Genomic DNA, 12,050 nt, shown 5'->3' on the forward strand with positions numbered 1-12,050 from the left:
TCTGGATCAAGGCGCCAGGCCACGCTTGGCGCCATGCTGGACTTATCCCCGCAAAGGAGATCGATTGATGGACAAGACGATGAAAGCGGCCGTGGTCCGCGAATTCGGCAAGCCGCTGGTGATTGAAGAAGTAACCGTGCCACGTCCGGCTGCGGGCGACATCCTGGTCAAGATCGAGGCCTGTGGCGTCTGCCACACCGACCTGCACGCCGCCGAAGGCGACTGGCCGGTGAAGCCCAATCCCCCGTTCATTCCCGGCCATGAAGGCGTCGGCCACGTGGTCGCAGTGGGCGCAGGCGTCACCCACATCAAGGAAGGCGACCGCGTCGGCATTCCGTGGCTGTATTCGGCCTGCGGCTATTGCGAGCACTGTCTGGGCGGCTGGGAAACCCTGTGCGAAGCGCAGCAGAACAGCGGCTATTCGGTGAACGGTGGCTTCGCCGAATACGCGCTGGCCAATGCCAACTACGTCGGCCTGCTGCCCAAGGAAGTCGGCTTTGTCGAGATCGCGCCGATCCTGTGCGCCGGCGTCACCGTCTACAAGGGCTTGAAGGTCACCGACACCAAGCCTGGCGACTGGGTGGCGATCTCAGGTATCGGCGGCCTCGGCCACATGGCGGTGCAGTACGCCAAGGCGATGGGCTTGAACGTGGCAGCGGTGGATATCGACGACAACAAGCTGGCCCTGGCCAAGCGCCTGGGCGCCAGCATCACCGTCAATGCCCGCAATACCGATCCGGCAGCCTTCCTGAAGAAGGAGATCGGCGGCGCGCATGGCGCCCTGGTGACGGCGGTCTCGCCCAAGGCCTTCGAACAGGCGCTGGGCATGGTGCGGCGTGGCGGCACGGTCTCGCTCAATGGCCTGCCGCCGGGTGACTTCCCGCTGGACATCTTCGGCATGGTGCTCAATGGCATCACCGTGCGTGGCTCCATCGTCGGCACCCGCCTGGACCTGCAGGAGTCGCTGCAGTTCGCCGCCGATGGCAAGGTCGCCGCGACGGTGAGCACCGACAAGCTGGAGAACATCAACGACGTGTTCAAGCGCATGCATGCAGGTGCGATTGAAGGTCGCGTGGTGCTGGACTTCAACGCCTGACCGCGACCGGCCAGCACATCCGCACCTCCCCCGGGGTGTGCTGGTCGAGTTGCTTTTTTTTTCTGATCAAGCAAGTTCTGCCGAGCATGGCTCGGCACTACATCAGCAATACCGGCTTTGTGGGAGCGGCGTCAGCCGCGAAGCTGATGGGCTGGCAGATCATCGCTCACAAAAATTGATGTTGCTGGGAAAGCCCCTGCCGAGCATGGCTCGGCACTACATCCCGGCCCCACATTGGTCAGCGTACGTGCACCGCAGCCACCGGCATGCGGTCCAGCGCCAACCATGCGTCTTCGACCAGATCCCGTACCTGTTCCCAGCGCAGCCGTGAGCCGCCGCGTGCCTGTTCCCAATGCTCGGCCAGTTCCACGTCGGTATCACCGCTGCCACGCGGCCAATCCGCTGCATGCGTGGCCAGCGCAAATGCATAAGCCGGCTGCAGATCCAGCCAACCGCGCGCGCCACGCCGACGCCGCGCATAGTCGTCGAGGCTGTACTGGACGAAATCCTGCGCCACTTCGTCAGCAGCGTGCTGGCTGCGCCTGAGCCGGCCACGCCGCATCAGCTTGGGATCGGCAGCAAACAAGGTTGGCGCGGCGGGATGCTCGATGCGATCGGGGCGGTACATGGCACAACCCTCCCTGTTGGGCGCTAACAGTTACGCCCGGGGCTGTTAGGTGGGGGTGAGCGGGGTGTTTAGATGGTTGTTGGGCTGGGTGCGACGGCAAAAGCAGAGGCGGAAGCAAAAGCAAAAGCAAAAGCCCCCCTCCCCAGCCCTCCCCTTGCCTGCGGCAAAGGGAGGGGGCAAGGGCGCGCGCTCAGCTTGCGGTGAAGCCGCTCACCGCGCCCATTGCCATTGCAGGCCCACGGTAAAGGCACGGTCCGGGCCCGGTTCGTAATAGCGCTGGTTGCCGTCGTTGACGATCACCGAGCCGATATAACGCTGGTCCAGCAGGTTATCCACACGGGCGAAGGCGCGCAGTGGCCCGCGTGATGTGCGCCATTGCCGCGCCATCTCCAGGTTCAACACGCCATAGCCGGCTGCGTTGGCGCTGCCCAGATCGTTCACGCCGATGTCGCTGGCAGCCACCACTTCAGCCGCCCACTGCCATGGCCCCGGCTGCCATTGCCAGCGCGCGAACAGCTGCTGGCGCGGCACGCCCGGCAACCGGGTACTCGTCGCCACCAGATTGCTGGGTTGGGTGCAGGGCGAGGGCAGGCCGGTACACGTCCTGTAGGCCTCGCGCACGCTGGCCTGCAACCAGGTATAGGCCAGCTGCAGTTGCTGGTCGCCGGCAATCGGCTGCTGCCAGCTCAGCTCAACACCTTGCCGCCGGGTCGCGCCGATGTTGCGGTAACTGCTGCGGCCACCGCTGTTGGTGGCTACCGCCAACTCATCCTCGCTATCGGCACGGAACAGCGCCAGCTCCAGCCGCGCACCGCTCTGCGCGCGCCATTTGCTGCCGATCTCGTAGTTGCGGGTGCTGCCGGCGGCCAGATCCAGCGCCAGACCTGCGCCGCCATCGGCGCGATAACCCAGCTCGTTGAAGGTCGGCGTTTCAAAACCGCGGCCAGCCGAGGCGTACAGACGCAGCTCGTCGCTGGCGCGGAACACCAGGCCCGCCACTGGCGTGGTCGCCGAGTATTCGCGGCGGCCGCTGTCGTCGGGGTTGCTGGCGGTGATGTAACGGTCGCGCGAACGGAACTGCAGCTCGCTATGGCGCGCGCCCAGCAATGCCGACCAGCGCGGGCTGAACTGCCACCAGGCCTGCGCGAACTGGTCGATGTTCTGCACACGGTCGTTCTGGTCACGGCGCAGCCGGCCCTTTATGCCCAAGGTGCTACCAATGAAGTTCTCGTAGCCGGTCCGGTGCTGCTGCTGTCGGTCTGCGTTTGCACCAATCACCAGCTCCAGCGGCTTGCCGGCGAGCTGCCCGTGCCAGGCCCAGCGCGCGTCCACGCCGCCGTAATCGCTGTCCAGGTCGATCACCCCGCCCGAATGCAGGGGACTGTTCTGCGGCCCCGGCGGGATCGCCAGAAACTGCTCCACCGCGCGCTGCCCCGCATAGCCCATCAGCCGCCAGGTCTGTTGATCACGCTCGACGCTGTAGACAGCCCCCAACTGTGTCTGCCGCACGGACTTGCGGGTGTTGTACTGGGTGGCCACGGCGGTGGCCTGACGTGGGTTCTCGCGCACCTGCTCCCGGCTCAGCCCCAGCGGGTCCTGCGCGTGCGGTGCATCGAAGCCGTTGAACAGCAGCTCCAGCCGCTGGCCTGCCGCCAGATCAAAACCCAGCCGCGCATTCACCGATTCACGCCGGGCAGCGCTGTGTGCGCGCCAGCCATCGGTACGGAAATGGCTCGCCGCCACGTTGTAGTGCATAGCCCCAGCCAGGCCCTTGAGCTGCACGCCGGTGCTGGAGGTGTTGTTGCTGCCAAGGCTGCTGCGCAGCCGCCACGGATCGCCGTCCTGCCCATCCGCGCTCCACAGCTGCAGCACGCCGCCGGAGGAATTGCCATACAGCACTGAGAACGGCCCGCGCAGCACCTCCACCCGGTCGGCGCCGAACACGTTGAAGTGGGAGAGCTGGCCCTGGCCATCGGGCATGGTCGCCGGCACCCCGTCGACCAGCAGCCGCACACCGCGCACGCCGAAGGTGGAGCGCGCGCCAAAGCCACGCAGCGAAAGCTGGGTGTCCTGTGCGTAGTTCTGCCGATCACGTGCCAGCAGCCCGGGCACCGCGCCCAGCACTTCGGAGACCTGCGCGCCACGGCCATTGCCGTCGGCGTCCAACGCCAACGTGGTGCTGGCGGCGGGCAGGTCGAAATCGTCCACCGCGTGGACCTTGGCGGCCTGGACCTGCACCCGATCCAGGGTGGTGGCGGGCAGCCCATCGGCCATGGCCGGCCATGCTGCCAACAGCCCCGAGAACACGAAAAACCGATTACAAGTACGCATCCGGCCATCATCTCCGATCCACGCAGGCAGCGTCATTGCCCCGCGCGCTGAAGTTCCAGCTGAAACCCTACGGCCACGGGGCTCCAGCCCTGTTACGATGATGCGGTTCTGAGCGCGTTTTTGCTGCATCCCGCGCCGAGCACCCCCACTCCCCGCCACTGATACGAGTATCGCCGTGTCCTTCTTTGCAAACGTGGAACAGGTACCTGGTGACCCGATTCTGGGTCTGACCGAGGCTTACAACGCTGACAGCCGCACCACCAAGGTCAATCTTGGCGTGGGCATCTACTACGACGAGAGCGGCCGCATTCCGCTGCTGCGCGCCGTCAAGCAGATCGAGCAGACGCTGGCCGCCGAGGCCAAACCGCGCGGTTACCTGCCCATCGACGGCCTGCCGGCCTACACCCAGGCCACCCAGAAGCTGGTGTTCGGCGAAGCGTCGGACCTGCTGGCCGCTGGCCGCGTCGCGACCTCGCAGACCGTTGGCGGCAGCGGAGCACTGCGCGTCGGTGCCGACCTGCTGAAGCGCCTGCTGCCGCACGCCACCATCGCCATCAGCAACCCAAGCTGGGAAAACCACCGCGCTGTGTTCGGTGCCGCTGGTTTCGACGTGGTCGATTACACCTATTACGACAACGCCGCGCACGGTCTGGACTTCGCCGGCATGCTGGCCGACCTGCAGAAGCTGCAGCCGGGCACCGTGGTGCTGCTGCACGCCTGCTGCCACAACCCGACCGGTGCCGACCTGAGCACCGAGCAGTGGAAGCAGGTTGCCGCGTTGATGAAGGACCGCCAGCTGTTCCCCTTCATCGACATGGCCTACCAGGGCTTCGACAAGGGCATCACCCAGGACGGCCAGGCCGTGCGCATCGTCGCCGATGCCGGCATCGACAGCTTCATCGTCGCCAACTCGTACTCCAAGTCGTTCTCGCTGTACGGCGAGCGCGTCGGTGCGTTGTCGGTGGTGGGTCCGGACGCGACCTCGACCAAGGCCGTGCAGTCGCAGGTCAAGCGCATCATCCGCACCATCTACTCCAGCCCGTCCACCCACGGCGCCGCGCTTGTCGCCGGCGTGTTGAACAGTGGCGAACTGCGTGGCGTGTGGGAAGCCGAGCTGACCGAAATGCGCGAGCGCATCCACGCCCTGCGTGCCGGCATGGTGCAGAAGCTGGCCGCCCTGGGCGCGCCGGAATTCGGCTTCATCCAGCAGCAGGCCGGCATGTTCTCCTACTCGGGCCTGAGCAAGGCGCAGGTAGACAAGCTGCGTGACGACTACGGCATCTACGCCGTCGGCACCGGCCGCATCTGCGTTGCCGCGCTGAGCCAGAACAACCTGGACTACGTGGCAAAGGCAGTCTACGAAGTCAGCCGCGGCTGATGCATCGTTGCTGCTGATGTAATGAAAAGCCCGGGGACACCCGGGCTTTTTTGTGGCTTGGGGTTGTGGATAAGGTTGTGGAATAAAGGCTTTGGAGCTTTAAAGCCCCCCTCCCCAACCCTCCCCTTGCCTGCGGCAAAGGGAGGGGGCAATGACTGCTGCCCTCGCCATTTCGCAAACTGCAGCTTAGCCCCCTCCCTTGCGCGAAGCGCAGGGGAGGGTTGGGGAGGGGTGCCGTTGCTCCAGCTCTTGCCGTTGCCATTACCCCCAGTCTTATCCACAAGCCCGTGTGGATATCCAGCAGCTACCCCGGCACCACCCAGGTCACCACCACCGCAGTCACCACCATCGCCCCCAGCCCAATCGCCACGCCAGCGCCATAGCGCCCGCCACCACTGGCGAACGCGAGCACCGACTTGGCCAATGACGCCGAGGCCAACAGCGCCACCACACCCCAGCGCGCCTGTGCCAACTCCAGGCCACCAGAAGCCGTAAGCCCGGCAATACTCGCTGCCGCCGCGTGCAGTTCACCCAATGCGGCAATCGTCGCCCCAGCCAGGGCACCGGCCTGTCCGAACAACTGCCGCAACCCTTCGGACAACAACAGCACCACCGCAATCACCAGTGCGATCAGCAGGGCATGTTTCAGCTGGAAGGCCTTGCTGGCCGGCCCCTGCGGCACCGCTTCATCGGCCACATGGCGCAGCCCCAGCACCGAGCACAACAACAGAACCAGGCACGCTGCCGCCAATGGCCAAGCCGTGGCCTTCAACAACGTCGCCGAACTCGTACCGATAACGGCGGCAAACAACAGCAACGAAGCGAGATTCGCCAACAACGCAGCCGCCACCGACGGCATCACCAGGGCCGGCGCGGCGCGGCTGCTGCGGCCAAACCCGGCCACTGCCGCAGTCGAGGAAGCAAAGCCGGAAAAGAACCCGGCTACCGGCAGCCCCCAACGCGCGCCCACCGCCCGCAGCGCGATATGGCCGAGCATGCCCACGCCCATCACCAGCACCACGATCTGCCACAGCTTGGACGGCACCAGCACGCCCCAGGGATCGACTGCGCTATCCGGCAGCATCGGCAGCACCACCAGCGCACAGGCGGCCAGCAACAGCGCGTCACGCACCTCCTGGTCGCTGATGACTTCCCGGCTCAGCCGCGCCAATGGCGCCTTCGCCCACAGCAGGATCGCCACCACCACACCCAGCGCGGCAGCCAGCGCCTGCTGCTGCATGCCCAGCCCACCCAGCAACACAGTTATCAACAGGGCGATCTCGCCGGTCAGGCCCGGATCTTCACGCGAGGTGACGCGATAACTGGTCCAGGCCAGCGCCGCCACCGCCAGCAGTGCGACCACGAATACCGCCTGGCCCAACATCAACGCTGCCGCACCCAACAAGGCCGACAGCGCATGCGTGCGAACCCCGGCCTGCAGGCTCTTGCGCCCGCCGTGCTGACGCTCGCGCACCGCGCCGATCAGCAGGCCGATGCCCAGGGCGGTCAGCAAACCATGTGTGGCCTGGTTCCAATCCATCGTGTTCTCCAGCAAGGCCCTGAATGGTACGAGGCCTGTGGATAAAACCAATACCCACGGACTTATCCACATCTCATTCCAATCTGGAGTTATCCCCAAACGTTTGTGGATAACCCCGAGGCGCCCGCCATGGCGGCCTTTTCATCGCCGGAACCAGTACACGCCGCTCTGGCCGGCTGTCGCTATCCAGATTTGTCCACAGGAAGACAAAATCTGGCTGCGACTCGCTAAAAGTGGAGCCAGCCGCGACAATAGCGCCCCTTTCGTCTGAAGGTAGTTGCCGTCCATGTCCCGTACGTCGCTGACCCGTTTCCTGATCGAAGAACAGCATGCCAAGCGCATCAACGCCGACCTGCGCCAGCTGGTGGCCGTGGTCGCCCGCGCCTGCACCAGCATCTCGATCGCCGTCAGCAAGGGCGCCCTGGGCGGCGTGCTGGGCGATGCCGGCACCGGCAACGTGCAGGGTGAGGCGCAGAAGAAGCTGGACGTGATCTCCAACGAGATCCTGCTCGAAGCCAATGCCTGGGGTGGCCACCTGGCCGCCTGCGCCTCCGAGGAAATGGACCACAGCCAGCCAGTGCCGTCGGAATACCCGCTGGGCGACTTCCTGCTGCTGTTCGATCCGCTGGATGGCAGCTCCAACATCGATGTGAACGTCTCGGTCGGCACCATCTTCTCGGTGCTGCGCTCCCCCAAGGGTGTGGATAAGCCGGGCGACGAGCACTTCCTGCAGCCGGGCACCCAGCAGGTCGCGGCTGGTTACTGCATCTACGGGCCCAGCACCATGCTGGTCCTGACCGTCGGCCATGGCACCCACGCCTTCACCCTGGACCGCGAAACCGGCGAGTTCGTGCTGACCCAGCGCGGCATGCAGGTACCGGCGGATACCAAGGAGTTCGCCATCAACATGTCCAACCAGCGCCACTGGGAAGCGCCGATGCAGGGCTATGTGGCCGACCTGCTCGCCGGCAAGGACGGCGTGCGCGGCAAGGACTTCAACATGCGCTGGATCGCCTCGATGGTGGCCGACGTGCATCGCATCCTGACCCGCGGTGGCATCTTCATCTACCCATGGGACAAGAAGGACCCGTCCAAGGCCGGCAAGCTGCGCCTGATGTACGAGGCCAACCCGATGTCGCTGCTGGTGGAGCAGGCCGGCGGTGCCGCTACCAACGGCCGCGAGCGCATCCTCGACATCGCCCCGACCCAGCTGCACCAGCGCGTACCGGTGTTCCTCGGCTCGAAGAACGAAGTGGCCGAAGCCACCCGCTACCACCGCGAGCACGACCTGCAGGGCTGAGCTTCTGCCTCTCCTGTAGTGCCGAGCCATGCTCGGCAGGAGCATTACCGGCAAAGCCCCGCTGCCGAGCACGGCTCGGCACTACACATGCGGGGCACTTCAGGCCACCATCGGCAGACACGCACTGCGAGGCTGCCGATGACTGCTGTTGATTTCATTGAGGTCTACGACAACGCCCTGTCCGCCGACGACTGCGCGGTCATCGTCGAACGTCTGCGCCACAGCACCCAGCTCAAACCGGGCCAGGTTGGCAGCGGCGTGTTCCCCGAACTCAAGCGCAGCCACGATCTGCGCATCAGCGGTAACGAAGGCTGGCGCGATGTCGAACAGCGCCTGCAGCAGGCGGTGTTCAACGGCATGCTGCATTACCTGCGGCGTTATCCACAGGTTCTGATTTCACCGTTGATGCTGCAGGTACCTGATGTGGAGGGACAGACGCGCCGCCTGAGCGCAGATGATTTCCCTGCCATGGACGATGCCGCGCTATCCGAACTCGCGCGCACCTGTTTGCGTCCGGGTGCGATCAACCTGCAGTGGTATACGGCGGGCGAGGGCGGCTACCCCTATTGGCACTGTGAGCTGTTCCCACGCGACCCCGGCGGCGAAACCCTGCACCGACATCTGTTGTGGACGCTGTACCTCAACGATGGATTCGCAGAAGGCGAAACCGAATTCCTGTTCCAGCAACGCAAGGTTGTGCCGCGCACCGGCAGCCTGTTGATTGCGCCTACCGCATTCACCCATACCCATCGCGGCAATCGCCCGCAGGGTGGGGACAAGTTCATCGCCACGAGTTGGATCTTGTTCCAGTCAGCGCAGCGTTTATATGGCGAGCCGACAGGAACCGGTGGGACATGAGATTCCTCCCGCTCGCTCTGACTTCTCTGTTGCTGTCGGCCTGCGCTTGTCCACCGCCGCCAGCGATGAAACAAGCCTTACCTACGGTCAACAGCTTTTGCGAGCGTCACATCGGTGTTCCTCAACCCGTTTCCCTCGGCGAGCTCCTCACAAACGGCCATGAGTACGAAGGGCGTGCGGTCTCTGTTTCGGGGTATTACTCACATGGCTTCGAATATTCCGCGCTGTATTCGGATGCAGGCGTTGATATTTACGCGCGTGATTACACCAAAGGCATTTGGATTGATGGCCTTTCACCTCTCCAAGCCGACCCGGAAACTCATGTACTTCTAACAGGTGTCTACACAAAAAAAACAGGAGGTCATTTGGATAAATGGCCAGGCAGTCTCTGCGTTGTGCAGGTACGACCTGCGTCCTGAGCAGTGCGTTTTGGTAGACCGGAGCCATGCTCCGCTGGGACGTTAGGAGTGACCAATGTGGGAGCGGCGTCAGCCGCGAAGCTGGTGATCAATCCAAGCTGGAGATACTGGCAACTTCATTGCTATCGGCTTCGCGGCTCACGCCGCTCCTACAAGCTGCATCACGCTCGGCTGGAGCTTTACCGGCTGGCCAACCCCTGTAGGAGCGGCGTCAGCCGCGAAGCTGGTGATCCGGTCTAGATGGAGATGCAGGCGGTTTCATTGCAGCTGGCTTCGCGGCTTACGCCGCTCCCACAACCGATGCGACGCTCTGCCGAGCATGGCTCGGCACTACAGGTGGGGCTTAGAACAATTCGCCCTGCAGCGACGGCTTTTTCGGCGGCAGCGGTGCAATGAACTTACTGCAGTCCAGCCACGGCCATTGCTGGCGCGATGCGTTGAAGCCCAGGCGCTTGCTGGCCAGCTTGAAGCGGTTTGCCAAAAGGTCCGCATACACGCCATCGCCGCGCATGCGCTTGCCGAACTGGCTGTCGTAATCCTTGCCGCCGCGCAACTGGTTGATGGTGCTCATCACGTGCTCCGCGCGCTGTGGATAGTGCGCATCCAGCCAATCGCGGAACAGCGGCGCAACTTCGTAGGGCAGGCGCAGCAACACGTAACCGGCGCTGCTGGCGCCGGCATCGCGTGAGGCTTCCAGCACCGATTCCAGTTCGGCGTCGTTGATCCACGGAATGACCGGCGCAACCATCACGCCGACCGGAATACCGGCATCACTCAACCTCCGCATCGCACGTAGCCGTGCATGCGGTGCCGACGCACGCGGCTCGAGCTTGGCTGACAGATGCGGGTCCAGTGAGGTCACCGAGAAATGCACACTGACCAGTTGCTGCTCGGCCAAAGGCGCGAGCAGATCCATGTCGCGCTCGACCAGGGCGTTCTTGGTGATCAGCGAGAACGGATGCCGGGTTTCCTGCATCACCTCGATCAGCTGGCGGGTGATGCCGAGCTTGCGCTCGATTGGCTGATACGCATCTGTGTTGATACCCAAGGCAATCGGCTGCGGTACATAGCCTGGCTTGGACAGCTCGCGCCGCAACACCTCGGCAGCGTTGGTCTTGGCGAAAATCTTGGTTTCGAAATCCAGCCCCGGCGACAGGTTCAGATAGGCGTGCGTCGGCCGCGCGAAACAGTAGGAACAGCCGTGCTCACAACCGCGATACGGATTGACCGATTGGCTGAAACCCACGTCCGGCGAGTTGTTACGGCTGATGATGCTGCGCGCGGTTTCCGGGCGCACGTCGGTACGCAGCCTCGCGGCAGCGAATTCCTCGCTTTCATCGACTGCCCAGCCGTCATCGACGGCTTCGCTGGTCTGGGTTTCGAAACGGCCGGGCAGGTAGGTGCTGGCACCGCGGCCCTTGATCGGGGTAGGCATGCGCCTACCCTAACGCCGGCTTGTCGCAGGATGTGCGACAAGCCGTATTCACCTGACGCCTGCTTCAGCCAGCCTTGGGCTTGATCACCAGGGTGGCGCTCATGCCGGCGCTGAGCACGGCATCGGCCGGTACCGACTGCGGATCGATGCTGACCCGAACCGGCACGCGTTGCGCCAGCCGCACCCAGTTGAAGGTGGGCTCGACCTCGGCCAGCAGGTTGCTGCTGGTCGGTCCGGCGGCATCGGCGATGCCGGTGGCGATGCCTTCGACCTTGCCCTGCAGGTGCACGCCACCCGCCATCAGGCGGATATCCACGGCATCACCGCGGTGGATTTTCGGCAGCTTGGTTTCCTCGAAGTAGCCATACACCCACATGCCTTCGCTGGCGACCAGCGCCATCCGTGCCTGGCCGGCAGCGGCGTAGTCGCCTACGCGCACATCGAGGTTGGTGATGGTGCCGTCGGCGCTTGCGCGCACTTCGGTGCGGGCCAGTTCAAGCTGCGCCTGCTGCAGCGTCACCCGCGCCTGTTGCAGGGCGGCACTGGCCTGTTGGCTGCTGGCGCTTGCGGCATGCGCACTGGCCTGTGCCTGCTTCCAGCTGGCCTGAGCAGCCTGCGCCACGGCGCGTGCATCAGCCTGCGATTCACGCGAGACGATGCCGTCGAGCTGGGCGCGGCGCTGTGCCTGTTCCTGCCGCATACGGAACTCGGCCTGGCTGGCACTGGCACCGGCGCTCGCGGCTGAGATCGATGCGCCGGCCGCGCGCGCAGCAGCTTCGGCAGCCTGCAGATCGGCTTCGGCCTTGGCCACCGCCAGCGCATAACGGTCACGGTCGATGACAAACAGCAGCTCGCCTTGCTTGACCAGCTGGTTGTCGTGCACGGCGACTTCGGTGACCAGGCCAGACACATCCGGCGCTATGCGCACCACCTCGGCGCGCAGGCGCGCATCGCGCGTCCACGGGCTAAGCATGTATTGGTGCCAGACCACGTAGGCAAGCACTGCGGCAAGCAGTACCACCATCGTGGTGACACCGCCTCGTATCAGGCTGGCGGTTTTCATCG

General features: G+C 64.6%; 10 protein-coding genes. 5 read left to right on the top strand and 5 right to left on the bottom strand.

Annotation, left to right across the window (positions count from 1 at the left end):
• Positions 1-67: 67 nt before the first annotated feature.
• Positions 68-1,096, top strand: coding sequence for an alcohol dehydrogenase AdhP (gene adhP / locus AC13FW_RS05300; protein ID WP_296247378.1), 1,029 nt, complete (start codon positions 68-70; stop codon positions 1,094-1,096).
• Positions 1,097-1,334: 238 nt separating this feature from the next.
• On the opposite strand, the gene AC13FW_RS05305 is transcribed toward adhP, so the two are convergent.
• Positions 1,335-1,658 carry a hypothetical protein gene (locus tag AC13FW_RS05305; RefSeq protein ID WP_296247419.1) on the bottom strand — a complete coding sequence of 108 codons (324 nt, stop codon included), beginning with the start codon at positions 1,656-1,658 and terminating at the stop codon, positions 1,335-1,337.
• Positions 1,659-1,934: 276 nt separating this feature from the next.
• On the bottom strand, positions 1,935-4,055 hold the full coding sequence (locus tag AC13FW_RS05310; RefSeq protein WP_482988432.1) for a TonB-dependent receptor family protein: 2,121 nt from the start codon (positions 4,053-4,055) through the stop codon (positions 1,935-1,937).
• A gap of 175 nt (positions 4,056-4,230) precedes the next feature.
• On the opposite strand from AC13FW_RS05310, the gene AC13FW_RS05315 reads away from it, so the two are divergent.
• Positions 4,231-5,433, top strand: coding sequence for an amino acid aminotransferase (locus AC13FW_RS05315; protein ID WP_482987100.1), 1,203 nt, complete (start codon positions 4,231-4,233; stop codon positions 5,431-5,433).
• Between the two features lie 304 nt (positions 5,434-5,737).
• Here the strand turns inward: AC13FW_RS05315 and AC13FW_RS05320 are convergent, their stop codons facing one another.
• On the bottom strand, positions 5,738-6,973 hold the full coding sequence (locus AC13FW_RS05320; RefSeq protein ID WP_482988433.1) for an MgtC/SapB family protein: 1,236 nt from the start codon (positions 6,971-6,973) through the stop codon (positions 5,738-5,740).
• Between the two features lie 286 nt (positions 6,974-7,259).
• Here AC13FW_RS05320 and AC13FW_RS05325 point away from each other — a divergent pair, with 286 nt between their 5' ends.
• The 3 genes from AC13FW_RS05325 (at position 7,260) to AC13FW_RS05335 (ending at position 9,550) form a co-directional block, all read left to right on the top strand.
• The gene (locus AC13FW_RS05325) at positions 7,260-8,273 is read left to right on the top strand and encodes a class 1 fructose-bisphosphatase (protein WP_282269224.1); all 1,014 of its coding nucleotides are present in this window, start codon (positions 7,260-7,262) and stop codon (positions 8,271-8,273) included.
• 138 nt (positions 8,274-8,411) lie between these two features.
• Positions 8,412-9,131, top strand: coding sequence for a 2OG-Fe(II) oxygenase (locus tag AC13FW_RS05330; RefSeq protein WP_482988434.1), 720 nt, complete (start codon positions 8,412-8,414; stop codon positions 9,129-9,131).
• Positions 9,128-9,550, top strand: a complete 423-nt coding sequence (locus AC13FW_RS05335) for a hypothetical protein (protein WP_482988435.1) — start codon at positions 9,128-9,130, stop codon at positions 9,548-9,550. Before AC13FW_RS05330 ends, AC13FW_RS05335 begins: the two co-directional genes overlap by 4 nt.
• A 343-nt stretch (positions 9,551-9,893) precedes the next feature.
• Here AC13FW_RS05335 and AC13FW_RS05340 read toward each other — a convergent pair whose 3' ends face one another.
• Positions 9,894-10,985: a PA0069 family radical SAM protein gene (locus tag AC13FW_RS05340; RefSeq protein ID WP_481565610.1), complete on the bottom strand. Its 1,092-nt coding sequence runs from the start codon at positions 10,983-10,985 to the stop codon at positions 9,894-9,896.
• Between the two features lie 64 nt (positions 10,986-11,049).
• A complete protein-coding gene (locus AC13FW_RS05345; protein WP_482988436.1) occupies positions 11,050-12,048 on the bottom strand; it encodes an HlyD family secretion protein in 999 nt (332 codons plus the stop codon).
• Positions 12,049-12,050 lie beyond the last annotated feature (2 nt).

This window comes from Stenotrophomonas sp. 21LCFQ19, assembly GCF_056861425.1.

Excerpts from the sequence above, each read along its gene's own strand:
- adhP (WP_296247378.1), top strand. The coding sequence starts at position 68 with ATGGACAAGACGATGAAAGCGGCCGTGGTCCGCGAATTCGGCAAGCCG.
- AC13FW_RS05305 (WP_296247419.1), bottom strand. The coding sequence starts at position 1,658 with ATGCGGCGTGGCCGGCTCAGGCGCAGCCAGCACGCTGCTGACGAAGTG.
- AC13FW_RS05310 (WP_482988432.1), bottom strand. The coding sequence starts at position 4,055 with ATGCGTACTTGTAATCGGTTTTTCGTGTTCTCGGGGCTGTTGGCAGCA.
- AC13FW_RS05320 (WP_482988433.1), bottom strand. The coding sequence starts at position 6,973 with ATGGATTGGAACCAGGCCACACATGGTTTGCTGACCGCCCTGGGCATC.
- AC13FW_RS05325 (WP_282269224.1), top strand. The coding sequence starts at position 7,260 with ATGTCCCGTACGTCGCTGACCCGTTTCCTGATCGAAGAACAGCATGCC.
- AC13FW_RS05330 (WP_482988434.1), top strand. The coding sequence starts at position 8,412 with ATGACTGCTGTTGATTTCATTGAGGTCTACGACAACGCCCTGTCCGCC.
- AC13FW_RS05335 (WP_482988435.1), top strand. The coding sequence starts at position 9,128 with ATGAGATTCCTCCCGCTCGCTCTGACTTCTCTGTTGCTGTCGGCCTGC.
- AC13FW_RS05340 (WP_481565610.1), bottom strand. The coding sequence starts at position 10,985 with ATGCCTACCCCGATCAAGGGCCGCGGTGCCAGCACCTACCTGCCCGGC.
- AC13FW_RS05345 (WP_482988436.1), bottom strand. The coding sequence starts at position 12,048 with ATGAAAACCGCCAGCCTGATACGAGGCGGTGTCACCACGATGGTGGTA.